Source organism: Paenibacillus pinisoli (genome assembly GCF_003605435.1).
In the GTDB taxonomy this organism is placed as follows: domain Bacteria; phylum Bacillota; class Bacilli; order Paenibacillales; family Paenibacillaceae; genus Pristimantibacillus; species Pristimantibacillus pinisoli.
Genome location: NZ_QXQB01000002.1, coordinates 1,223,888 through 1,247,290 on the forward strand (window position 1 = coordinate 1,223,888; position 23,403 = coordinate 1,247,290).

Annotated in this window: 27 protein-coding genes; 14 read left to right on the top strand and 13 right to left on the bottom strand. The window is 50.4% G+C overall.

What is annotated here, in order from left to right:
* Positions 1–16 precede the first annotated feature (16 nt).
* Together D3P09_RS12795 and D3P09_RS12800 are read left to right on the top strand one after the other, a co-directional pair.
* Positions 17–550: a chromate transporter gene (locus D3P09_RS12795; protein WP_120110302.1), complete on the top strand. Its 534-nt coding sequence runs from the start codon at positions 17–19 to the stop codon at positions 548–550.
* Between the two features lie 87 nt (positions 551–637).
* A complete protein-coding gene (locus D3P09_RS12800) occupies positions 638–1,840 on the top strand; it encodes an ROK family transcriptional regulator (protein WP_243644118.1) in 1,203 nt (400 codons plus the stop codon).
* Positions 1,841–1,930: 90 nt separating this feature from the next.
* Here the strand turns inward: D3P09_RS12800 and D3P09_RS12805 are convergent, their stop codons facing one another.
* On the bottom strand, positions 1,931–3,070 hold the full coding sequence (locus D3P09_RS12805) for a YecA family protein (RefSeq protein ID WP_165867418.1): 1,140 nt from the start codon (positions 3,068–3,070) through the stop codon (positions 1,931–1,933).
* A gap of 234 nt (positions 3,071–3,304) precedes the next feature.
* On the opposite strand from D3P09_RS12805, the gene D3P09_RS12810 reads away from it, so the two are divergent.
* The 3 genes from D3P09_RS12810 (at position 3,305) to D3P09_RS12820 (ending at position 4,935) form a co-directional block, all read left to right on the top strand.
* Complete coding sequence (locus tag D3P09_RS12810) at positions 3,305–3,589, top strand: hypothetical protein (RefSeq protein WP_120110308.1); 285 nt, start codon at positions 3,305–3,307, stop codon at positions 3,587–3,589.
* 209 nt (positions 3,590–3,798) lie between these two features.
* Entirely contained in the window at positions 3,799–4,104 is a 306-nt protein-coding gene (locus D3P09_RS12815) for a hypothetical protein (protein ID WP_120110310.1), read from the top strand.
* A gap of 201 nt (positions 4,105–4,305) precedes the next feature.
* A complete protein-coding gene (locus D3P09_RS12820; protein WP_120110312.1) occupies positions 4,306–4,935 on the top strand; it encodes an HD domain-containing protein in 630 nt (209 codons plus the stop codon).
* A gap of 133 nt (positions 4,936–5,068) precedes the next feature.
* On the opposite strand, the gene D3P09_RS12825 is transcribed toward D3P09_RS12820, so the two are convergent.
* From D3P09_RS12825 to D3P09_RS12850, 6 genes are all read right to left on the bottom strand, one after another.
* On the bottom strand, positions 5,069–6,289 hold the full coding sequence (locus tag D3P09_RS12825) for a CynX/NimT family MFS transporter (protein WP_120110314.1): 1,221 nt from the start codon (positions 6,287–6,289) through the stop codon (positions 5,069–5,071).
* Positions 6,290–6,506: 217 nt separating this feature from the next.
* Entirely contained in the window at positions 6,507–7,067 is a 561-nt protein-coding gene (locus D3P09_RS12830) for a helix-turn-helix domain-containing protein (protein ID WP_120110317.1), read from the bottom strand.
* A gap of 197 nt (positions 7,068–7,264) precedes the next feature.
* A complete protein-coding gene (locus tag D3P09_RS12835) occupies positions 7,265–8,311 on the bottom strand; it encodes an SPFH domain-containing protein (protein ID WP_120110319.1) in 1,047 nt (348 codons plus the stop codon).
* 23 nt (positions 8,312–8,334) lie between these two features.
* The gene (locus D3P09_RS12840; RefSeq protein ID WP_120110322.1) at positions 8,335–9,132 is read right to left on the bottom strand and encodes a TPM domain-containing protein; all 798 of its coding nucleotides are present in this window, start codon (positions 9,130–9,132) and stop codon (positions 8,335–8,337) included.
* Positions 9,132–10,163 carry a TFIIB-type zinc ribbon-containing protein gene (locus D3P09_RS12845; RefSeq protein ID WP_120110324.1) on the bottom strand — a complete coding sequence of 344 codons (1,032 nt, stop codon included), beginning with the start codon at positions 10,161–10,163 and terminating at the stop codon, positions 9,132–9,134. Before D3P09_RS12845 ends, D3P09_RS12840 begins: the two co-directional genes overlap by 1 nt.
* A gap of 24 nt (positions 10,164–10,187) precedes the next feature.
* Entirely contained in the window at positions 10,188–10,835 is a 648-nt protein-coding gene (locus D3P09_RS12850; RefSeq protein WP_120110326.1) for a PspA/IM30 family protein, read from the bottom strand.
* Positions 10,836–11,171: 336 nt separating this feature from the next.
* Between D3P09_RS12850 and D3P09_RS12855 the strand changes: the two genes are divergently transcribed.
* Positions 11,172–11,540 carry a hypothetical protein gene (locus D3P09_RS12855; protein ID WP_120110328.1) on the top strand — a complete coding sequence of 123 codons (369 nt, stop codon included), beginning with the start codon at positions 11,172–11,174 and terminating at the stop codon, positions 11,538–11,540.
* A 93-nt stretch (positions 11,541–11,633) separates the two neighbouring features.
* On the opposite strand, the gene D3P09_RS12860 is transcribed toward D3P09_RS12855, so the two are convergent.
* A complete protein-coding gene (locus tag D3P09_RS12860; protein ID WP_120110331.1) occupies positions 11,634–12,866 on the bottom strand; it encodes an aminopeptidase in 1,233 nt (410 codons plus the stop codon).
* A 384-nt stretch (positions 12,867–13,250) separates the two neighbouring features.
* Between D3P09_RS12860 and D3P09_RS12865 the strand changes: the two genes are divergently transcribed.
* The 8 genes from D3P09_RS12865 (at position 13,251) to D3P09_RS12900 (ending at position 21,263) form a co-directional block, all read left to right on the top strand.
* Positions 13,251–13,859, top strand: a complete 609-nt coding sequence (locus tag D3P09_RS12865) for a DUF1349 domain-containing protein (RefSeq protein WP_424452402.1) — start codon at positions 13,251–13,253, stop codon at positions 13,857–13,859.
* 109 nt (positions 13,860–13,968) lie between these two features.
* Positions 13,969–14,439: a hypothetical protein gene (locus tag D3P09_RS12870; protein WP_120110335.1), complete on the top strand. Its 471-nt coding sequence runs from the start codon at positions 13,969–13,971 to the stop codon at positions 14,437–14,439.
* A gap of 103 nt (positions 14,440–14,542) precedes the next feature.
* Positions 14,543–15,637 (top strand): M24 family metallopeptidase, encoded by a 1,095-nt coding sequence (locus tag D3P09_RS12875; protein ID WP_120110338.1) that lies wholly within the window; start codon positions 14,543–14,545, stop codon positions 15,635–15,637.
* A 750-nt stretch (positions 15,638–16,387) separates the two neighbouring features.
* Complete coding sequence (locus D3P09_RS12880) at positions 16,388–17,860, top strand: spore germination protein (protein ID WP_120110340.1); 1,473 nt, start codon at positions 16,388–16,390, stop codon at positions 17,858–17,860.
* 26 nt (positions 17,861–17,886) lie between these two features.
* Positions 17,887–18,981: a spore germination protein gene (locus D3P09_RS12885; protein WP_120110342.1), complete on the top strand. Its 1,095-nt coding sequence runs from the start codon at positions 17,887–17,889 to the stop codon at positions 18,979–18,981.
* Positions 18,978–20,141, top strand: coding sequence for a Ger(x)C family spore germination protein (locus D3P09_RS12890; protein WP_165867419.1), 1,164 nt, complete (start codon positions 18,978–18,980; stop codon positions 20,139–20,141). Before D3P09_RS12885 ends, D3P09_RS12890 begins: the two co-directional genes overlap by 4 nt.
* Before the next feature lie 76 nt (positions 20,142–20,217).
* Entirely contained in the window at positions 20,218–20,445 is a 228-nt protein-coding gene (locus D3P09_RS12895; protein WP_120110344.1) for a ribbon-helix-helix domain-containing protein, read from the top strand.
* A gap of 14 nt (positions 20,446–20,459) precedes the next feature.
* Positions 20,460–21,263 carry an alpha/beta fold hydrolase gene (locus D3P09_RS12900; RefSeq protein WP_120110346.1) on the top strand — a complete coding sequence of 268 codons (804 nt, stop codon included), beginning with the start codon at positions 20,460–20,462 and terminating at the stop codon, positions 21,261–21,263.
* A gap of 4 nt (positions 21,264–21,267) precedes the next feature.
* Here the strand turns inward: D3P09_RS12900 and D3P09_RS12905 are convergent, their stop codons facing one another.
* From D3P09_RS12905 to D3P09_RS12925, 5 genes are all read right to left on the bottom strand, one after another.
* Positions 21,268–21,450, bottom strand: a complete 183-nt coding sequence (locus D3P09_RS12905) for a TetR-like C-terminal domain-containing protein (protein ID WP_120110349.1) — start codon at positions 21,448–21,450, stop codon at positions 21,268–21,270.
* A 108-nt stretch (positions 21,451–21,558) separates the two neighbouring features.
* Entirely contained in the window at positions 21,559–22,062 is a 504-nt protein-coding gene (locus D3P09_RS12910) for a hypothetical protein (RefSeq protein WP_120110351.1), read from the bottom strand.
* A gap of 194 nt (positions 22,063–22,256) precedes the next feature.
* Positions 22,257–22,658, bottom strand: coding sequence for a Na+/H+ antiporter subunit G (locus D3P09_RS12915; protein ID WP_120110353.1), 402 nt, complete (start codon positions 22,656–22,658; stop codon positions 22,257–22,259).
* Complete coding sequence (locus D3P09_RS12920; RefSeq protein ID WP_120110355.1) at positions 22,642–22,923, bottom strand: Na(+)/H(+) antiporter subunit F1; 282 nt, start codon at positions 22,921–22,923, stop codon at positions 22,642–22,644. The genes D3P09_RS12915 and D3P09_RS12920 overlap by 17 nt, the downstream gene beginning before the upstream one ends.
* Positions 22,920–23,399 carry a Na+/H+ antiporter subunit E gene (locus tag D3P09_RS12925; protein ID WP_120110357.1) on the bottom strand — a complete coding sequence of 160 codons (480 nt, stop codon included), beginning with the start codon at positions 23,397–23,399 and terminating at the stop codon, positions 22,920–22,922. Before D3P09_RS12925 ends, D3P09_RS12920 begins: the two co-directional genes overlap by 4 nt.
* Positions 23,400–23,403: the final 4 nt, after the last annotated feature.

Here is a 23,403-nt window from a genome sequence, read left to right on the forward strand (position 1 = left end):
GATTAGAGGCGATACCATGCTGCTCAAATTATTTCTTTTTTTCCTCAAGATTGGCTTCATTTCTTTCGGCGGCGGCTATGCGGTCATTCCTATGATTCAACATCAAATGAGCTCGCAATCGTGGCTAACGGACAGCGAGTTTCAGGAAATCGTCACTCTTGCCAGTATGGGTCCTGGTTCTATTGCCACAAACAGCGCTACGTTAATCGGCTTTCATATTGCGGGCATCCCAGGCGCCATTGCCTCCACAGCAGGAATTATTATACCGTCATTAATTATTATTGTGCTTATTGCGGCATTTTTCTATAAGTTTCATAACAATCAGTGGGTGAAAGCCTCATTCTACGGACTGCGGCCGATTATTGTCGCACTAATCGCATATGCGGCCATCCATTTGGGCCTCCAATCAGGAAAAGCCTTCGCTCCAAGCTGGGCGACAATAATGACTTTCGTAATTTGCGGCGCATCCGCCTTCGCCTTGATCAAATATAAAGTGCATCCATTCACGGTTATTGTTGCCGCAGGAATTGCCGGAATCATCTTATTCTAAGAAGCAAAGCGATATTTCAATCAAATCTGATATACGTTATAATGATCTCAATTATAAGTACGCTGATACGAAAAATGGGGATCGAACGTGGACAAACAACGTAAAAATGCATTCGTTTCGCCTAAGAGCGCTATATATAATCAAATAGCTGAGCAGGATATCATGTCGAAGGCGGAATTGCTTTCGGCTTTTAAGCTTACGAACAGCACGCTGACGCGCTTACTCGACGAAATGGTTCAGGAAGGATTGCTCGTCACATCCGGACTTGGACCCTCTAGCGGAGGCCGCCGGCCGATTCTCTATGAGATTAACAGTCATTACGGCTACTTCTTCGGCCTGGAATTATCGAGGCGAACGTCATCTCTCGGCTTCTTCGATATGAAGATGAATCCCAAATCGTTCACGCGCTGGCGCATGGACGAAGCGATGACGCCCGAGCAGCTGACCAAGCATGTCGCTCAGAATATTCGCTCCATCCTGAATGACCATCAGCTCGAACGGCGGCAAGTAGCCGGAATCGGCATTGGAGCCGTCGGTCCGTTGGAGCGCTCTACAGGAACGATCCTTCGCCCGCTGAATTTTCCGGCAAGAGGCTGGACGAATGTGCCTATCTGCGAGATGATTGCGCAGGCGACCGGTATTCCCGCAGTGCTTGAGACTGGCGCGAACGCAGCGCTGATCGGGGAGCAATGGGCACTGCGCGAGAAGAACCTGCAGCATATGCTCTATGTCCATGCCGGAGTCGGACTCCGGTCCGCCATGATGTCGAACGGACAGATTGTGCACGGCTCCATCGATATGGAGGGCTCGATCGGCCAGATGATCATTCAGACAGACGGGCCACGGCTGCAGAATTACGGCAATTACGGAGCGCTTGAAGCGTTTGTGTCCGTACAAGCTTTGGAAGAGCAGGCACGAGGCGATGCCAAGCTTGGTCTCAATAACTTGCCTCAAAGTTATAACATGGATCCAGGGCGAATCAGCTTCGATACGCTATTGCAGGCCTTATCGCAACAGGACGCCTACGTCACTCAGCTCTTCATGAAGTCCGCCTCTTACTTTGGAGTCGGACTAGCCAATTTGATCAACATATTTCATCCCGAGAAAATCATTCTTGGCGGCGCGCTCGTCAATGCTTACAAGCCATTCTATCAATCCGCCATACAGATCGCGCTGAGGAACAGCTATTGCTATCCCGACCATATTCCTTCATTCTCCAAGGGGGTACTGAAGGAAGATGCTGTGGCCACTGGAGCCGCGCTTATCGTAAGAAAAAATATGGAGCTATAGCAGAGTCATTTTCGCGCATATTTCCGCAAAAAAAGCATCGTCCCGCATAAAGGGAACGATGCTTTCCTTACGTCGAATATCAGCTGCAGCCTACGCGCTGCAGCATTTTTTGTACTTTTTCCCGCTGCCACAGTAGCAGGCGTCATTGCGCCCGATTTTCACCGGGTTCAAATGCTGGCGTACCGCTGGTTTCGCAAGGCTCGCCGCCTCGCTCAATTCAGCCGCCGTGTATCCGCCGTTGGACCACACTCTTGTATGCTGCGCAGCCTCCGTTACCAGGCTAACGAACTTTTTCGCCTGATTGAGATCCTGGAATGCAATCCCTCTGTCCGTAAGCTCATTCAGAACCTCTTCCATCCCGCTTTCCCATGAGAGCATAAGCTGGATATTGCCCATCATCAAGTTCGCAATGCCTTCCCTCTGCTCCAGCTCCTTCTGAATAAACAGCTTCAGTATATGCAACTGCGAGGTCATCTCATAATGTGCAGGATTGGCGTACTTCAGAAACTCCTCTTGGCTTGGCACATAATACGACTTATCCTTAACTTTCGCCAGAAGCTCTTCAAGCTCAGCGTTGCTTCCATCCCCATAATACGTATCAACCAGATAGCCGTTCTTATGCCATATGAATGGCTGCTCCCTCATGCTGTGGAACTTACTGATTGTGCGCAGATCCTGACGCGTAATCGAATCGGCCTGATGTGAATTATAAATCTCCACAACCCGCTCCGGTTTGCAAGCGCCGTATAGATGAACGGAAGCGCTCATGTAGTCCAGCACCCCTTGCTCGTAAGCCCTTGTCTGGTGCACATGCGTCCAATCCAGCTTCTTCAGCGCTTCTTTCACTTCAAGCGGTATAAAATAACCAAACTGCCCTTCGTGTATGACGCAGACCAGAACGCCCTTATCAATTAAATAGCTTAAGTGTACAGGCATGTGTTCACTTATGGTTAGAGACTCCGACTTCAGCAGATCCTGATAGAAATCGAACTCGTCGTTATGCATAAGCAGAAGCATGTTCTGCAATGCCTCCGGCTGAACAATAGCCTCCGCTAATGCGGATGCCAGGTCGGCCTTGTTTAACTTCGAGCGGCCAACTATGGCGTTAGCGCTTGCCTTTTGCATAAGGCTGTCTTTTTTCTGCTGCTTGAATACATCGTTCAATCCCAACCCCGATACAGATTCCAATACATAATCACTGTTCATTGCTATGTTTTGTTCCTTGTTCACGATAGTAATATTCCTCTCCATCTCTTGCAAAAAATTAACGGTCGCACCTTACCCTCCTGATTACTATACCACTACCTATGCCGAAATGCTTCTTCCCTGAAAATTATTAATCGTTTTAATATTCGCACATTTTCTCCGAAAGATTCGGTTAAATCTCCCTATCAATCTATCCATACCATCTCTTAATTATTGAATATCATGTACTAATCGCTAGTAGGAAGGGGGGACTTAGGCATGAGCAAAAATGTAGAGATCAGCAACCGATTTGATGATGAGGATGACTTCGATGACTTCGATTTTGAAGACTTTAACGACTTCGAGGAAGATCGCAACAGAGGCCGCAATGGAGGCCGCGACAGACGCCGTCAGCTCCGCAGACTCAGACGCCTGTTGAGACGCCTTATTAGACGCCTTCGCAGACTCATCCGCCGCGGCGCCGACCGCCGTGAAATCCGCAGATTAAGACGCCTCATCAGACGCATCCGCAGACTCATTCGCAGACTGGAAGATCGGGGCTAATGCAAGAGAAAACCTGTAAGACGGCAGATGCCTCTCTTACAGGTTTTTTGCATCTTGGGGCAAACCCCAAATTTCTCAAGCTTCAGGACAACCGTCTGCTTTTCCATACAAACGCGGAATAAAATCAATTAATCTCCCTATTAATCTATCTATACCATCTCAAATCTACTGAATAAAATGAACTATTCTTGCAGAGAGGTGGATGGATAATGAGTAAAAAAGCAGAAATCAGCAACCGATTTGACGATGAAGATTTTGATTTCAACGACTTCGACGATTTTGATTTTGATGATTTCGATTTTGACCGCTTTGACTTTGAGCGTTTCGAACGGGAGCGCGAATGCGGACGCCACGACGGAAGAGGTCGTGATCGCAGAAACCGCAGAATCAGACGTCTGATTAGACGCCTGATCAGACGTCTTCGCCGTTTGATTCGCCGTGGAGCCGATCGCCGTGAAATCCGCAGACTGAGACGCCTTATTAGACGCCTTCGCAGACTCATTCGCGAGGTCTAATCATAACTCTGTTAACTGGCTTTAAGTGACACTCCTCTGTCATGCAACAAAGCGCTATGTTAAAGCCCGCAAGATGGACGAGCGTCCATTTTGCGGGTTTTACAATTCCTGCAGCATAATTAATCATCCATTAACAAACAGTATTTATACTTAACCTCATCAAGCACTTATTTCATTCTATTAAGAAAGGAACACAACACTATGGGCATTCATACGTATTTTCAGTCGCTGACCGATCTGGAGCGCATTATCCGCTGTCCCGGAAAGTTCAAATTTCAAGAGCATAGCGTATCGGCGCATTCCTGGAAGGTGGTCCAATACGCCAAGACACTTGCGGACATTGAAGAAAGCCATGGCGTCACAGTAGATTGGAAGAAGCTCTACGAGATTACTAGCAGCCATGATTACGGCGAGATTTTTATCGGGGATATCAAAACGCCCGTGAAGCATTATTCGCTTGAGCTTCGCTCGATGCTTCAGCAGGTGGAGGAAGGCATGGTTGCGCATTTTATCGATGAGCATATTCCAGAGGAGTTCAAGCCGATCTTCCGCAGACAACTGCGCGAGGGCAAGGATGACTCTGTCGAAGGCCAGATTCTCGAAGTGGCAGATAAGCTGGACCAGATCTACGAAGCATTTGCAGAGCTGCAACGGGGCAATACGGAGAAGGAATTTATCGTCATGTACCGCAGCGCGCTGATTAAAATCAAAGGCATTAAACTCCATTGCGTCGCTTACTTTCTACAGCACATCCTGCCCGACATGGTCAGTGAAGGCGCAAGATCCCCTATCGATATCGCCACCATTACGAATGAGGCTCTCGCTTCGTAACTCCCTGCAGCGCAGAGCCTTAATTCGCAGGCTTCCCCTTGGAATGAACCCCTGTAACTCCTCCCTACCTATCAGCACTTCCTTAAAATCAACAAATTGGAATAGATTCAACCCTCTACCTAAAGACTTCTCTCTATTCCACGTAACGATTCCGCGCAGCGCCAAGTCCGACCACCCCGAGCAGGATGGATGAGGCAACTAGGATTATCAGAGGCGCATTCCAGCTGCCAGTAGCGTCATGCAAGTAACCAAATAACGCCGGGCCTGCCGCGGCGAGCAAATACCCTACCGATTGAGCCATGCCGGACAGCTCCGCTGCCTGTCTGGATGTCCTCGTGCGCAAGCCGAAGAACATCATCGCCAGGCTAAAGGCAAAGCCTATGCCCATCCCAAGCAATATGATCCACACGATCAGCAAATGAGAGCTGCCAAGGAGCAAGCCGAGCGTTCCCGCTAATAGAAGCACGGTCGTTGTCGCAACCAAAATGCGCTGATTAGCCATACGTCCCGCGATGACCGGAATAATAAACGTAAGCGGCAGCACTGCCAATTGCATAATAGACAGCAGCCAGCCGGATTGATCCGAACTTACGCCCTGCAGGCGAAGCATATCGGGAAGCCAGGCAATCAATACATAGAACAGCATGGACTGTATCCCCATGAACAGCGTAATTTGCCATGCTAACGGAGATCGCCATACATTCACGCGGCGCTCCTTCGAATGGCTCACGGATGCGACAGCCCTGCGAGAGCGGATTTGCGGAAGCCATGCCAGCAGCGCGATGAAGCCCAGGATGCCCCATATCCCAAGCGCCCCCTTCCATCCCAGCCCTGCCTTGACGGCAAGCGGAACGCTAATGCCCGAAGCAATCGCTCCACACAGATTCATAGCGATGGAGTATACGCCTGTCATAACGCCCAGCCGATCGGGAAAATCCCGCTTGATCAGACCCGGAAGCAATACATTGCATACTGCAATGGCTAGTCCCAAGATGGCTGTACCGGCGAACAAGGCGGCTGTACCGGATACGGAACGGATCATGACCCCCAGGAATAAAAACAAGACGGCAATAAGCATCAGGGGTTCAATGCCATAACGTCCTCCGAGACGAGGCACAAACGGGGACAGCAGAGCAAAGGCCAGCAGCGGCAATGTCGTGATCATTCCCGCCCAAACTCCGGTCAAGCCGAGGTCCGTCCGAATAAGCTCCGACAGCGGGCCTACCGAAGTAAGCGGAGCCCTCATATTCATAGCAATAAAGACGATGCCGATTATAAGCCATAGAGCTGCCGATTGGCGGCCTGTGCCTCTGCGTTCTCCTAACTGCTCTTGCACGCGTTCTGTTGTATTCATGTTGCACTCCTCCTGTTGGAGTCTCGCTTTAAACGAACCAGACTCATTAAATTATATATTATAATATACTTAACAATATTTATAACACATCATACTATACAAATATCAACTCGTCTACTCTCGTTTTTTTCCACGGATGCAATCGCCTCAACATCAAAAACCCTCAATCCATACGATTGAGGGTTGGAACGTATAATCACAGCATGAAAGCTGCACATTAGTTGTATCTCAAAATAATATGCAATACCGCAAGCTCATCGCTTAGATTCGTGTAGGAATGCGTATCATCTGCGCGAAAGCTAATGGAATCGAAAGCACTCAGTCTATAGCTTTCATCATTCACACGAATTTCCACTTGGCCGGTCATGACCGTCGCAACCTCCGTCGAATGCGGATGATGTTTTTCAGGATAATAAGTGCTATTCGGCTGCAAATACGCCCGGCACATCTCGATATTCAGGCGACTTTGCTGGAAGATCGGCTCTATTACCCAAGCATCGTCATCGCCGGCAATTCTAAGCCCTTCCCCTGCTCGCGACACCTGAACATCGCTTGAATCGGAGAACAACGCCATCAACGGCACCGAGAGGCTATTGGATATTTTCCACAGCATGCCGATTGTCGGATTTGTATCTCCTCGCTCAATATTGCCCAGGGTCAGCTTGCTGACACCCGTCACCTGCGCCAGCTCCTCCAGACTCAGTCCCTTGTCCTTCCGCAGCTTCTTCAGAACAGAGCCTACTTGCAACACGACCTGCTTCGGGTCATCAATCTCCATGGGTTACAGCCTCCTGCTTTACATTCTACAACCGAACCTATTCGCTTTCCCTATTATAAATGAACATCTCCACTAAGCAAAACATCCCCACTCTGATCCCGCCGCCAAAAAAAAGCTGACCCCGGGAAACCGGAATCAGCTTTCGTATCTTGCATCCGTATTCGGTCGCCGCTCAAGCATGCCGCAACTGAAGGCCTTTAACCCAGCTTCTGGCCGCAGTTGGAGCAGAAATTAGCCCCTTCTGTCTTCGTTCCGCAGTTGGGGCAGAAGTTCGGCTTGGCCCCGCCTTGAGCTGCCGGCTGGCTTGCCGGTTGCTGCTGCCCGGATGGCTGTTGCTGAGCCGCTGGCTGCTGTTGTCCGTTCTGGGCCGGCTGCTGCGCATTGCCGCCTCCATTCGAATTCGGGTTCATGTTCTGCATCATCTCTTTGGCAATGTTCATGCCCATCATCATGCTGGCCATATCGGCCGCAGCGCCGCCGCCTTGCATCTTGCCCGAAGCCATGCCGTCGACCATCGAGACTTGCTGGTAGCGCTGCATATCGCCGATCATGCTGTGGGATGCCGTCTTTGTAATCATTTGCTGAATTTCCGGCGGGTAGTTGAAGCTCATCACCTGGAAGCCAGTGATGCTGATTCCGCTTGCCAACAGCTCCATATCCAGATCCTCGCGGATGCCTCTGGAGATGGCATGAGCATTCGCCTGCAAATTGAACATATCTTTGCCTTCCGTGCTGATCCACTTCATCAGCAGCTGATCCAGCACCGACACGATTCTGAGACGCACATCCTCCACCAGGTAGCTTTCTCTTACACCCGCGATCTTATCAATAAACGTCACGTAATCCTTGACCTTGAACACGAAGGTGCCATTCGCGCGAATCGGCAATCCGCCCGGCAGCTGGGGCGTCGGAATGAGAATCGGGTTTTGCGTTCCCCATCTGACCGTGAACTCCTTCGTATTGACGAAGACGACTTCCACCCGCATGCCGCTGTTGAAGCCGAACTTAAAGCCTTTCAGCGTAGAGAGGAACGGGATGATCTGCGAATCAACCGCGTATTCTCCTTCATCCTGGAAGATCCCTTCGATCTTCCCGTTATGGACGAAGATCGCGTCTTGTCCAGGACGTATAATCAGCTTGCTTCCTTTCTTAATCTCGTTGTTGCTCCACTTCCAAAATATCATATCATCGCGAAACTCTTCCCATTCCACAACATTGGCAAATTGATTTCTGAAAAATGACATAAGACTGCTCATTCCCTTCCAGGTTAAAATGATCCTCTGCTGCCGCTATGCGAGTGCCCGCCCGAGGTTGTACCTCCTCCACCGCCTCTGCCGCCTCCGCTGCTGCTCGGCTTCGGTATCGGCTTCTTCGTGACCGTCGTGCGCAGATAGATATCATGCTTGTCGATAATGCCTGAAGTGCCTGCATTCGCATACGTTCCCGCGTTCACGGTGACGCGTCCGCCTGCATTCGCCTTCATTCCCCATACGATAAACAACGCGATGAAAAAAGCGACTGCCAGCTGAAACCAGCCGTTAAATATAATGTTATCCGGATTTGTGCCCGGCTTAAACCCCATATAACGATCTGCCGTATTCATATATTTAGAAAACGCAGAGTAATAATAGCCGCCACTCAAATCAGGCGTAATCTTGTTGCGGATTTTGTCCAGCCTGCCGTCATCCAGCAGCGTCTTCGCTTTGTAGAAGCCGGCAAGATAGACCTCTCTGTTCCTCATATCCATCGTCAGAATAACTGCGTTGCCGTGAGGCTTGTCATACCCCAGCTTCTTGCTGTCATAGAAATCCTGGGTCAGCTTTACTACATCAACGTTCTTCTCGTTATTCGTCGTATAAATAATAAAGTCCGTATCCCGCTTCTCCGCGTGCCTTGCAGCTGCGCTTTCGAGCAGCAGTCTCTCGTCTGCATCCAGCAGGTTGGCATCGTCATAGACCATCCGCTTCGGCTCAGCCGCATACGCGGCGGACGCCAAGAATGGCGAAGCCCATGCGACCAGCATGGCTATGAGCATGACTGCTCCCAAATACCGTCTTCTCCTCATCACCAGAAACCGCCTCCCATCGCCAAGGAGATCCCTTTCATCGCAATGAGGGATGCCAGGAAGATACCAGAAAACCACATAAACATTTTGCCCTTGCTAATCGGCGGATGTCCGACGACCTTGCCCGTCTGGCCGTTCATGGCAAACGTATATTTCTTCCGGTTGTAATCATAATGGAACACCCACACCGGCAGCAGCACATGCTCCGCCTTGCGCGCGGTGGTGTCAACATCCTTGCTCTTGTACGTTACCGTATGGTATCCCGACATCGTCGAGCGTACATATGATTCAATGAATCCATCAACCTTATGCTGCGCCCGGGGCATGAGCTGGTTATTGTCGTAATTGTATTTCTCCGCGATGTATCCGGCGAGATAAGGCGTCTTGAAGTCCTTCAGCTGATCGTACGGGAACGGCTCCAGCTTATCCATCAGCTCGTCGTTCATCTTCTCAGACGCGTCTACGGGAACCTTCACATAATCGAGCGTAATGTCCCGGTATACATCAAAATGCTGCGTCTCCGTATAGAAATAATCTCCGCTCGTGTAGGATCGCACCCTCGTGCCATGCGCCCGCACCTCAACGTCGCTGTGCAGATCATACAGCCAGAATGGGACATATAGGCCCGTGATGCCTTTAATCCGGTTCGCCTGCATGAAGCCCCCTGGCGTCAGACGCCCGTTCTTGCACCATTTCTGGAATGCCTTCTGCGCCTGATCTTTGCTAATCGCAAAGGGGATGACCTTCGACGGAGCGAATTGGCCTGCTATCCGGTCGATCAGGACGACGCTTGAATTGCAGAAGCTGCATGTTGTCGCCGTCGTCTCGGGTTCAGTAACAATGACGGCTCCGCAGCTGTTGCACTGGTATTCCTTCATCTGGCTCTGGGCAGATACCGAAGAGCGCGGCGCGTCCGCATACTGCTCAATATTGTCCTTTCTTCCGCAGCTTCCACAGGCCAGCATGCCCGATGCGCTGTCGAATGTCATTTCCCCGCCGCAATTCGGACATTTGTAGTCTAATACTGCCAATCCCCTCACCTGCCTGATGTATGATTAATCCTGGTTGTTCAGCTTCTTCTTCAGTTCAGCCAGCTCATCGGCAGGACTGTCCGCCTTGCCTCTCTCCAGCTCGGCGAACCGCTCGTCCAGATCGCTGCTCTCATCCTTCTGCAGCTCTGCCATTGCCAGCGCTTCGTAATACGCTTGCTCCGCTTTCTCTTCCAGGGCGCTGATTCCCGCCCCGCCCATCTTCTTCTCGGATTGCACAGAGGCAAGCCTTCCCTTCGCTTCCAGCACGCGCGCTTCCAGCGTTCCGATGTCGGACGAAAGCTTATCCCGCAGCTGTCTCATTCGCTGCGCATTAGCCGCTATCTGATCGTATGCAGACTGCAAGGAAATCTCCTTTGTCGCCTCCGCCGCCTTCATCTCGAGGAAACGCCGGGCTTCATCGTCCCGGCCATCCTGCACCATCTTCTCCGCGTAACGCTGCAGCTTCCGAATCTCAGCCCGGCATTCGTCAAGCTCTCTTCTTGCCCTGCTCTCATCCGCCGCCATTGCGCTCATCTCTGCTTTGACTTGGCCCAAGTCCGAATTCAGGCTCCTCATATATTCATTCAACGCCTTCACCGGATCGTCTGACCGCTTCAGACTGGCGTTCACATTGCTCGACATAATCATTTTAAATCTGGATAGGATACCCATAGACCAATCCCTCCTTCAGCATGTGCTGCTCTGTATTCTAATAGTACCTGATTTTTGGGCAAAAGGATTCACTTTTCTCATTACTTCTAGCTAATGGAAGTTGAATATTCCGTCCAGCAGGCCTTTTTTTTCACAGAAATAAAAGATTACATGGAAGCCCTATACGTGAAACAAATTATTAGCCATATTTCAACAAGAATATTCACATATTCAACCTGTATGCTAAGTATAATGAAACGCAGAAGGGTTTTCACAACAAAACAGAACGCTGGCCAGCATTCATGCACCTAGAGAGGTACTCCTTCTACCATCCTCCAATTTGAAAGGGCGATATGAATGAAATTGAAAAAGGTAGCTATCCTGCTCATGACTGTTGTTATGCTTCTCATGACTTCTGCTGTTGCGAGCGCATCCGTTCCGCTCAACCATACGGATACGGTAACGGGCCAAGGCACGCTTATCATTACGGGCTCGGCCTACTTCAGCGGCAATCCTCCAGCAGGAGTAGTATTTGCTAATGTCTATCGCGTAACAGGCGGTACGGAAGTTCTCGTCGAAAGCAGCCGTACGAATATCTATACGAATCCAACGGTTGTCAATTATACAATTAACTTCAATACCAACTTCACACAAGGCACTTATATCATCCGCTATTCGCACAGCGGCTCGCTTGCAGATTTAACGACATATGCACGCTTCCTCTAATACTTAAATAAGAAGAAACCGTCAGCCGCGTGGACTGCATTCTCTATAGATAGAGATGCAGTTCACCGCTCTGACGGTTTCTTTGCGTCTATTCTAGTGAGCCCAATTGCCCCTCCGGAAGACAGGCTCGATGGTACCGTCCGGCAGCTCACCGTCGATATCAAGCTCTGCGCAGCCAATCATGAAGTCCACATGGGTCAAGCTGACGTTCGCCCCGCGCTCCACCAGCTGCTCATTCGCAAGCTTGGTTCCGCCATCCAGATTGACTGGATACGCGCTGCCGAGCGCGAAATGGCAGGATGCGTTCTCATCGATCCCGGTGTTGTAGAATACCCGGTTCATATTCGAGATCGGGGAATCATGAGGCACCAAGGCGATTTCCCCCAAGTAGGATGCTCCTTCATCCGTCTCCAGCAACGAAGTCAGATGCTCCTTGCCCGACTCGGCATCATACGCCACGACCTTGCCATCTTGGAACGTAAACGTAATCCCTTCGACCAGACGGCCGTTCAAGTTAAGCGGCAGCGTGCTTTTCACCGTCCCGTTCACACCCAAGCGATGCGGCATCGTATACACTTCTTCGGTCGGCATATTGGCAACGAAATATACGCCCTTCTCGTTCTCCCCGCCGCCGCCGCGCCAGATATGGCCCTCTGGCAGCTCTACACGGATATCTGTGCCGGGCGCCCGGTAGTGGAGGCTCTTATATCTCTTCTCGTTCAGGCGATTCTGGCTTTGCTTCAATTGCGCGATATGGTCCCGCCATGCGGCGATCGGATCCTCCGTATTGACGCGCGCCATGCGGAATACCGCCTCCCACATGGCGTCTACGCGCTCTTCCTTCGGCAGGTCGGCGAATACTTTGTCCGCCCATGCGCGGGTAGGCGCTTTGATCAGCGACCAGCTGATCTTGCTGTTGCGCGTATACGTCGAATATTCCTTGCGCGCAATGGCAGCCGCCTTGACCGCCCTCGACACTTTGGAGGAGTCGATGCCTTGGAACAGCTCCGGATTCGGCACCTTAATGTGAAGAATTGCTCCGCCCTCTTCGGCAAAGTGAACCATGCTGTCCGCTTGCCACTGCGGGTAATAGTCGAAGGAATCCTCAGACGCATGCTCGTAACGCGCGCGGGTAACGGCATCGTCATCCCATTCTACAATGACATACTTGGCTCCCGCCTCGTAAGCTTTTGCGACGATCAGTCTCGTAAGCTCAGCCGTCTCGATCGGCGCATGGACAATCAGCACCTGCCCGGCCTGAATGTTCACACCGACTCTGACGACCAGCTCCGCATATTTATTTAATTGTTGTTCGAATGTATCCATTGTCATTCCCCTTCCTGTCGCTTTCGTCCTCTAGATGTCTAGGCAAAAAAACTGTATCCCTAGCATACCAAATGCCCGCTGTGATTGCATCTGTGCGGGGAGACGGATGGGAATTGACAAGCGCTGGGTTGTTGAACAGGCGGAATTGACAAGCGCTCGATTGCAGCCGTACAGGACACAGCCGGAATTGACAAGCATTGAGAGGGTGCTCTAGCATGGAAATATAATTTGATCGCTATGCTTGGCAGGTGCTCCGTAGAAGTAATTTCGTCAGCCATGCATGGAAGATGCTCTAGCATGCGATGCTCGACCCTCATCATTCAGAGAAAGCACCGCACGCGGTTCGTAATTTGTTTGCCATACCTAGAGAAGGAGTGGATAGATCTGGATACCAAGCATATTCCATGGGAGCAAGGGACATGGACAGCCCAACCTGTATCTGTCAGCATCGAGGATGGCTGCCTGAGAGCGGCAGCCGAGAAAGGAAGCGACTATTGGGAGAAAACGCTGTATGAGTTCCAGCACCGCAACGGCCATGCGCTGCTTGCTCCTTGGGAGGATAGCCATGCGATTGAAGTAACGTTCCGGCTCGATTCGTTCACCGAGCTGTATGATCAAGCTGGCTTAATGCTATGGCACGGCCAGGAGCAATGGATCAAGGCTGGCATCGAGCTGAACGACGGTGTTCCGCACCTTGCCGTCGTCGTCACGGACGGCTATTCGGACTGGTCGCTCGCTCCTGCGCCCGATTGGGCGGGACAAGAAGTTACGATCCGCGCCTCCCGCATGAAGGATGCGGTCATTCTGCGGGCTCGCTGCAGCTCTGAGGCCTGGCGAACGATCCGTGTCGCCCGCTTTCCTTACCCTGCTGGCAAGCAAGCCGGGCCTTTCTTCTGCGCCCCGACAAGATCGGGACTCGAGGTTGTCTTCACCCGCTGGGTACAGACTGCACCGGATGCGGATTTGCATACGGATCCGCCGATATCGGGATAAATTGCTGGATAACCCCTAGCCTTCGTAAAAGTCAGGGGTTGAGTAGTTTTTTTGTACATACTCCCTCTCCTTCGAGTTTACCAATCTAGCTCTGCGGAGGGAGCCCGGCTTGCAGCTCTCCGCGGCGCGCGGTCAACCGCTCTATGCCGACTTTCTCGGCCTGCAGCTCTCCGCGGCACGCGATCAACCGCTATATGCCGACTTTCTCGGCCTGCAGCTCTCTGCGGTGCGCGATCAACCGCTCTATGCCGACTTTCTCGGCTTGCAGCTCTCTGCGGTGCGCGATCAACCGCTCTATGCCGACTTTCTCGGCCTGCAGCTCTCCGCGGCGCGCGGTCAACCGCTCTATGCCGACTTTCTCGGCTTGCAGCTCTCCGCGGCGCGCGATCAACCGCTCTATCCCGACTTTCTCGGCCTGCAGCTCTCTGCGGCGCGCGATCAACCGCTATATGCCGACTTTCTCGGCCTGCAGCTCTCTGCGGTGCGCGATCAACCGCTCTATGCCGACTTTCTCGGCTTGCAGCTCATCACAGCTGCAGATTCACATGGCAAAAGTGTACCACTACTACTCGCTTACTGAGGAAGTCCAAAACCTAACTCCGAACAAACACTTGTACATAATGGCCGCACTGGATACTTCATACCAGAGTGCTTACAATAAGAATGAAAGGTGGTAACCTAATATGACTACTTCCCGTATAGATAAACTTCAATCTTATATGGATGCACACAATCTTGATGCCATACTGATCACATCGCCGCGGCATGTCTATTACTTAACCGGCTTCGCCACGAATCCCCACGAGAGGTTTCTTGGACTGCTCCTGCCTAGAGGAGCAGAAGCCAAGCTGCTCGTTCCGGCGCTCGATTACGAGGCAGCCCAAGCGGCTTCCTCTGTAACGTCCATCCTTACGCATAGCGATACGGATAACGCATACGAAATATTGGGCCAACTCATGCCTTCCGGCATCCGCCATCTGGGCGTGGAAAAGGAAGATTTGAGCGTCCTCCGCTTCGAGGCGATCAGCGCCGCTGTCAGCGCGGAGAGCTATAGCGATATCGGCTTGCCGCTAAGAGAGATGAGAGCCATCAAGTCGCCGGAAGAAGTGGCGCGCATGAAGCATGCAGTGCGCATCGTCGAGGATGTGCTGAGAGCGGGCGTAGCCAAAGTACGGCCAGGCGTCACCGAAATTGAGCTTGTGGCAGAGCTGGAATTCCAAATGAAAAAGCTCGGCGCACAAGGCCCTTCGTTCGATACGATGGTGCTGGCCGGAATAAAGTCGGCTTTGCCGCACGGCACGCCGGATCATACGAAGATCGCCGAAGGCGAGCTCCTTCTGTTCGATCTCGGGGTATATGCTGATGGCTATGCTTCGGACATAACCCGTACATTCGCTGTTGGCGAAATATCCGAAGAGCTCCAAAATATCTATGCCGCTGTCCTGAATGCCAATCTCCTGGCGATTGAGGCTGCGCGCGAAGGCGTAACCTTCGGCAGCTTGGACCGCACGGCTCGCGAATCGATCGAAGCGGCAGGCTACGGCCCCTACTTTAACCATCGGCTCGGACATGGCCTTGGCATGGATATTCACGAATACCCGTCCGTCCATGGCCGGAATGAGGATCTCCTGCGCGCAGGCATGGTCTTCACGATCGAGCCAGGCATATACGTGCCGGCAGTTGGCGGCGTCCGAATTGAAGACGATGTGCTCGTTATGCCAGACGGCGTGGACGTGCTGACCTCCTATCCCAAGCAGCTGACGGTGATCGGCTCTTAAGAAGAATAGCAGAATAAAGTCCCTCCTTATTAGGCAGGGACTTTATTCTGCTAAAAAATTTGTTCTGGTCACTCATTATAACCCTGAATCTTAAAGGTCAAAAATAGCATGATTAAGCCTTGACTCAGATTTACCGAATTCTTCTTCTATTAAAACTTCTAACCAAATTTGCTAAATCAAAAAAAGTCATGGGGACCGAGATACAGTTCCAAATTCTGTTGAAAACTTTGAAAATGATATTCTGCCCTATGTCCAGCTGCCTACATCAGCATATTTTGAGTATATGACTTCTTTTGGGACACTTTTCTTCATTGGCTCATAGTACTTTTCGTAAAAAGCCATAGCTTCTGCAAAATAATAATAACGAATCAGCGATTTTAACAATGCAGGATTCCCCATAAACTCCCCCCATTAACTAACATTGCAACTTTTTTGCATAGCTCACTTATTTTTTCGCAATAAACCACCGCCTCACTTCCCGTATACCAGCGAATTAGCGATCTGCAATTGGTGTCGTAATGTGCCACAAGTTTAAATGGAGGGCGCTTAGTTCATAATGGATTCATAAAAGACAACATGTTTGTTGACGCAATAGGGTGATGACAATGTGGAAAAAAATGATCTTTTATTTTCCTGAATGGACCGTATTTCTGCAAGGCTTTATCGCATTTTTAGTCCCGTATGGGATAGCCAAAATATATAAATGGATTTGCACGGCAAAGGAAGAAAACGAAATGGCGGACATCAAAGATGAAACAAAACTCAGATCCTGAATGGTTTACCGGTGACTTTGCTATAGATCTTGCACTTGTGAGGAACGAGATCGGCCATAACTCGGATGTGCATTTTAGAGAGTTTCATATCGGAGGCACAGACGTATGTGCGGCCATTATTTTTGTAGAAGGGCTGACGGACCGAGAGCTTATCGACAAACACATTATTAAATCTTTAATGATGAGCTTTACTGGCGGAGCTGTGTCGAGGGATTTTATCACCAACCGTGTTCTATCAATTGGCGAAGTAGCCGAGGAGCAGGCCTTGAAGAGCTTGGTCGCGAAAGTATTGACCGGCTCGACCGCGCTGCTCATTGATGGCTTGCCGAATGCGCTTGTTCTAGGAACAACCAAAGAGAAATCGCGCCAGATTGAAGAGCCGGTGTCGGAGGCCACGGTCAGAGGTCCGCGGCTGGGCTTCACAGAAACATTATGCGACAACACCGCCCTGTTGCGGCAGCACGGGGAAAATGCCAGCTTGTCCTTCATGAAGCTGCAAGTCGGGCAGCGCACCAAAAAAGAGCTGGTCATTGCGTATATAAAGGATATTGCCGATCCTGACCTGGTCGAAGAAGTGAAGAAACGAATACAAAATATAAAGGCTGATGATGTACCAGAATCAGGCTATGTGGAGCAGCTCATCGAAGATAACTATCTGAGTCCATTCACGCAAGTACAGAATACCGAGCGCCCCGACCGGGTATTCAGCGCCTTGATGGATGGACGCGTCGCCATTCTGCTGGACGGGACGCCTTTTGCCTTGATTGTCCCGGTTACATTCAGCATGATGCTGCATTCACCGGAGGATTACTATGAGCGCTGGCTGCCTAGTTATCTCTTCCGCCTATTGCGTTATCTTGCGGCAGCTATTTCGCTTTTTGGACCCTCCTTGTATATTTCATTCGTCTCCTTTCACCAAGGCCTGATCCCAACCAAGCTGGCCTTATCCATTATGGGGACAAGGGATGGCGTTCCTTTTCCTGCGATTATTGAAGCTCTGATTATGGAAGTAACCATCGAGATTTTGCGGGAAGCCGGGCTGCGCTTGCCTAAGCAGATTGGCCCAACGATTGGCATTGTAGGCGGTCTTGTCATTGGAGAAGCTGCCGTGCAAGCGGGAATCGTCAGTCCTATTATGGTCATTGTCGTCGCGTTGACCGCTATCTCTTCCTTTGCCATTCCCCAATATAGCGCAGGGATATCGTTGCGGCTGCTTCGTTTTCCCGCCATGTTCTCCGCAGCTGTGTTCGGGCTGTACGGGGTTGTTCTGTTCGCCCTGTTCCTCTGCAGCCATCTGGTCAAGCTGAAGAGCTTTGGCGTTCCTTATGTCAGTCCGATCATACCCGATCGATTGACGAATTGGACGGATTTTATGATTCGTATGCCGCTTAAGAAGATCAAGCGCCGAATGAAGCCTATATCTGCAAATGGCTCCACCCGCAAAAAATAGCTCGTCAGGAGGGGAATTTGCTAGCCATGAGCGGCAGTTCAAAGGATCGAATTACGAATTTGCAAGCAGCCGTCATCCTCGTCAACTATATTCTTGCGGCAGGCATCCTCACTCTGCCACGCACATCTGTCGAGAAGGTGAAAACACCCGATGTGTGGATCACCGTTATCATCGGCGGTCTAATCACCATGATCGCAGGGGTTATTATCGTGAAACTGAGCCAAAGGTACCCTGAAAAAACCTTTTATCAATATAGCGGTGAAATCGTAGGGAAATGGATAGGCGGACTGCTCAGTATCCTGATTATCGCTTACTTCTTCACTATATCCGCCTATGAAGTCAGAACGATGGCCGAAGTGACCGGCTTTTTCCTGTTGGAAGGCACCCCGACCTGGGCAATCATCATGCCCTTTATGTGGATAGGGCTGTATCTGATCATTGGCGGGATCACTCCGCTCGCTCGGCTGTTCGAAATGATCTTCCCTGTGACGATTATTATATTTTTACTCGTTGCCTTTCTGAGCTTGGGCATATTCGAGTTCAACAATCTTCGGCCTGTGCTGGGATTGGGAGTTATCCCTGTGTTAAAAGGGATTAAAACAACCGCGCTCGCCTTTCTAGGCACTGAAGTCATGCTGCTCCTCGTAGCGTTTATGAAAAGACCGGAGAAGGCAGTCAAAGTCGTTCTGATTGGGGTAACCGTCCCCATGGTCTTTTACGTCATAACCGTCGTCATGGTCATAGGAGCTTTATCCATCGATGGAGTAACCACGAGAACTTGGCCGACGCTTGAGCTGATGCGCGGCTTTGAAATCCCCGGCCTGATCTTCGAACGGTTTGAATCCTTTTTGCTTGTGATATGGATCATGCAAATTTTCACCACTTTCACGATAACGTACTATGCCGCTGCTCTAGGGCTGTCACAGCTGCTCAAGAAGGACATACAGCCCTTTATTTATGCTTTATTGCCGGTGATTTATGTGATTGCCATGATACCCAAAAACATCAATGACCTGTTCCACATGGGAGACATGGTCGGCAATGTAGCGTTGCTATTGTTTGCCGTCCTGCCCCTCATCCTGCTCCTCATATCAAGACTGAAGAAGGGTGGAAAAGCATGAATACCCAGCAATTGCGGCGGCTGTTGTGCTCATTGTCCATTCTTATCCTTCTGCCTCTTGCAGGGTGCTGGAGCAGCAAAGAAATCGAGAATCTAGGGTTCATTGTAGGCACTGCATTGGATTTGGAAAAAAAAGACCCTGACCATAATGGACATTTGCTTACCGTAACCAATCAATTTGTAACCTCAGAGACGATTGGCTCAGGCACCAAAGATGGAAAGACCCAACAAAAAGCCTACAAAAACATATCTGAGACAGGCGATGCCGCCCTCCCTACCTTGCGCAATATGATATTGAGAATCGACAAGCGCGCTTTTGCCGAACACTCCAAAGTTCTGGTCATTGGCGAGGAGCTTGCGCGCACCTTGAATCTGCAGCAAACTCTGGATTTCTTTATCAGGGAACAAGAGATGAGGCCAAGCGGACTTATCCTGATCGCTAGAGAGCGCGCGAGCGGAACGCTGGAATCCAAGAATCTCGTGGATATTCCGGCATTTCAGCTCATCGAAATGACACAAGGGCATGACAGAACAACAAAAATTCTGCCTCCGATGACTCTGACCAAAATACAAGGAAAGCTGCAATCAGGCTCAAGCTTTCTCCTGCAAAGCGTGAGCTCTATCAAAGGGGAAATCAAATTTACAGGCGCTGCCGTCATTAAAGGGAAGACCAACAAGCTAAGCGGGTTTTTGAACGAAGAGGAATTAGAGGGCATAACTTGGATATCCGGAAAAGGAAAAGGCGGTTTGGTTAGAAGCTTTGATGATGAAGGCCTGCCCATTGTGTACGAAATTCTATCCATGAAAAGCGTGATTAAATCGCATGTTGACGGGAATCGCATTTCATTCGATTTGATCATCGAATCTGAAGGACGAATAGCGGAGCATTGGGATGTTTCGGAGAAAGACTTTGAGAACGGATATTTGAAAAGAGCCGAACAAGCTTCTGTGAAAGAGGTCAAACGTTTAATCCGTAATGTCCTGAACAAAATGCAGCATACGTACCAGGCTGACGTATCCGGGTTCGGCAACAAATTGCGTATTGAATATCCTTACGTATGGGAAAAAGTGAAAAAAGACTGGGATCAAACCTTCAGTGAGGTTCCCATCCGTTGCGAGGTGAAATTAACGATCAAAGATTACGGAACATCCGATCACTGAAACTGAGCATTTTGATTAAGGTAGCACTAATTGACTGGCCTGGAATCCTATGGAATGATGTTGTCAGGGTGATGATATGGAAACGATGAATGAGAAAGACACGGCATTAGGAGCAAGCACGAAGGGCGGCTTTCGAAAAGGGGCGGGCAGGAAGCCCATCGGCATTACGCGCAAAATCTCGCTAACCTTGCCCCAGGCCTGCTGGGAGGAAATTGACCGCTGCTGCCATAGAGGCGACCACTCCATATCCGAAGTGATCAGAGCGATTATCGAGGACAACCTGAGCCATGCAGATCTATTGTAAAGGAGGCCCTGCCGATGTCCCAGTACGCCGATGTAAGTAGAGGGGACATATTCTATACGGTTGCCGGAAGCGGCGAACCCCTTATCCTGATTCATGGGAATTTCAATGATCATGGCATCTGGAAGGAGCAGGTCTCTACTCTTGCCTCGCACTATCAGTGCATTCGGTATGACTTGCGCGGGTATGGCCGCTCCAGTACGCCAACCGCTGCCTTTTCCAACGTTGAGGATTTGAAAGCGCTCGTGGATATGCTTGGTTTGGAGAAAGTTACGCTTATGGGGTCTTCATCGGGTGGCGGCCTTGCGGCAGACTTCTCGCTTGCTTATCCAGAGCTGGTGAGGGCACTGATTCTGGTCGCGCCTTCGATTCATGGCAACAAGTATCCAGTATCCATGATGTGGCAGGGGACCAAAAACTTCATTAATGCCCGCCTAAGAGGGCAGGAGAAGGCAATCAAGCTATTCTTAACCAATCCCTTCTGGCACTATTATTTCCCTTCCGGAACCAAGGGTGAAGCTCGGCTAAAGGTTGTCCACCATGCAAGCAATCGCGATAACTTCTGCCGATTCCCGCCAAAGCTGTCGCTCGCTCTGAAGCCTTATGCGTTCGGCCGGCTGCATGAACTGGACATCCCTACTCTAATTATCGTACCTGAGCTGGATCATCCCTTCAACGTCCGTACCGCGAATGCTGTTCATGCCAAAATCAAAGATTCAACTATAATTACAATGCAAGGCTGCAGCCACCTCCCATTCGTCGAGGAGCCGGAAGAGTTCAATCGTCATGTTCTTGAATTCCTATCGAATTCAAATGCCTGATGATTTATGGCAGCTCCTCCCCGCGAACACCGAAGAGCTTGCTGGAGGCGGCAGAGATGAGCAGCATTTGCTCGATGAATTGCTCTTGCGGCGGATTCATGCCGTTATCCAGCCACTTGCGAATCGTCTGGATCGTTCCCCCTACATTCCATTCAACATAGACTGTGCCGGCGGCGAGATTTACCAATAATCCATAGCCCGACTTAAGCGGGCTGCTGGTTATTTCGTTTGGAACGACCACACCTTAGAGATGGAATAAACGATTAGGTTGGAGGCATTATCAATGTGCATTCCCTTACGGGACATGTTCATAGTAATGCCTTTTCCTTTGACTGCGGCGAGAATCCAGCTTGAGATACGCGTGTATCTGCCTGCACGCTCCGCGTAGCGAGTTTAAGCACTGTTTTGCGGCTTGCAGCTCTCTCGTGAGCTTCCTTTGCACCTGCAAGCCGAGTTTCTCGGATTGCAGCCCTCCCACGGCTCCGCTCTGCACCTGCAAGCCGAGTTTCTCGGATTGCAGCCCTCCCACGGCTCCGCTCTGCACCTGCAAGCCGAGTTTCTCGGATTGCAGCCCTCCCACGGCTCCGTTCTGCACCTGCAAGCCGAGTTTCTCGGATTGCAGCTCTCTCGTGAGCTTCCTTTGCACCTGTAAGCCGAGTTTCTCGGATTGCAGCCCTCCCACGGCTCCGTTCTGCACCTGCAAGCCGAGTTTCTCGGATTGCAGCTCTCTCGTGAGCTTCCTTTGCACCTGTAAGCCGAGTTTCTCGGATTGCAGCTCTCCTGCGAGCTTCCTTTGCACCTGCGAGCTTCCTTTGCACCTGCAAGCCGAGTTTCTCGGATTGCAGCTCTCTCGTGAGCTTCCTTTGCACCTGCAAGCCGTGTTTCTCGAATTGCAGCTCTCCCGCGTGCGAAAAAGCACATCACGTTGCTTTTCGCATGAAAGCAAACAAAAAAAGATGGCCCAGAGGACCATCTTTTACATACGACAACCATTCATTTCCCTTGATCTACTACAACGCTGGCCTTATCTTCTTTTGCCTCGATGATCTCATTCTCCATATAATAGTCCTTCAATTCATCTTGGGCGGTCTGCTCGGTTAACGGCACCTTATGGCGGTAAGCGGCCCGGCAGATCACATGGGCAGCCACTGGGGCTGTCAGAAATACAAAGAAGATTCCCAAGATGAGGCGGATGCTGAAAAAGCCGTCGGTAATTAAAAAATACAGCAAGGTTCCAACGAGCGCGCACAGCACGCCAAGCGTAGAACTTTTAGATGCAGCATGAGATCTGGTATACACATCGGGCAAACGCACATTCCCTATCGCGCTAATCAAGCTGAAGATAGCGCCAATAAGGATAAGGATCGCCCCGATTACTTCACCGCTTCCGCTCAATCACAACACCTCTTTCAATGAATCTGGCAAAGGCGATCGTTCCGATAAAAGACAAGATTCCGATCAATAAGATTAGATCAAAAAAGGCATGAGTGTGCAGCAGCACAGAGAACACGGCAATACTGGCGATCAGATTAATGCCGACGGAATCCAGCGCTATAACCCGATCCGCACTGGACGGCCCTTTGACCACCCGATATAAATTGGCCAGAATGGCCAGCAGCAATATACATAATGCCGTAATCAACACCGTCTCAAATATCATTTTCTCGTCACATCCTTTATCGCCTTTTCAAAAACAGATTTTGATTTTAGAACGGATTCCTTCGATTCGGGCATGTTCAGACCGTGAATGTACAGCGCCTTCGAATCAGGGCTGACCTCCATGACGACGGAGCCTGGCGTTAGGCATATTAATAAGGATAGGAGCGTGATTTCCAAGTCCCCCTCCAAATCCGTTTCTACCTTGAAAATGCCTGGTCTGACATCAATTTTGGGACGGAGTACATGCTTCATGACCGCTACCGCAGAAGTATTCAGCTCGTGGATAAAAAGAATGAACAGCTTGCCGATTGCAGCTAGCGTGAATAGATAAAAGCGTTTATTAAAGAAACGACGGATACAAAGCAATATAATCAGACCGACTAAGTAACCGCTGATAAAGTTTAATATGGTCATTTCCTCTTGCAGAAACATCCACAAGTAAGCAATGAAAATGTTAAGTAGCACCTGAACGGGCATGGCT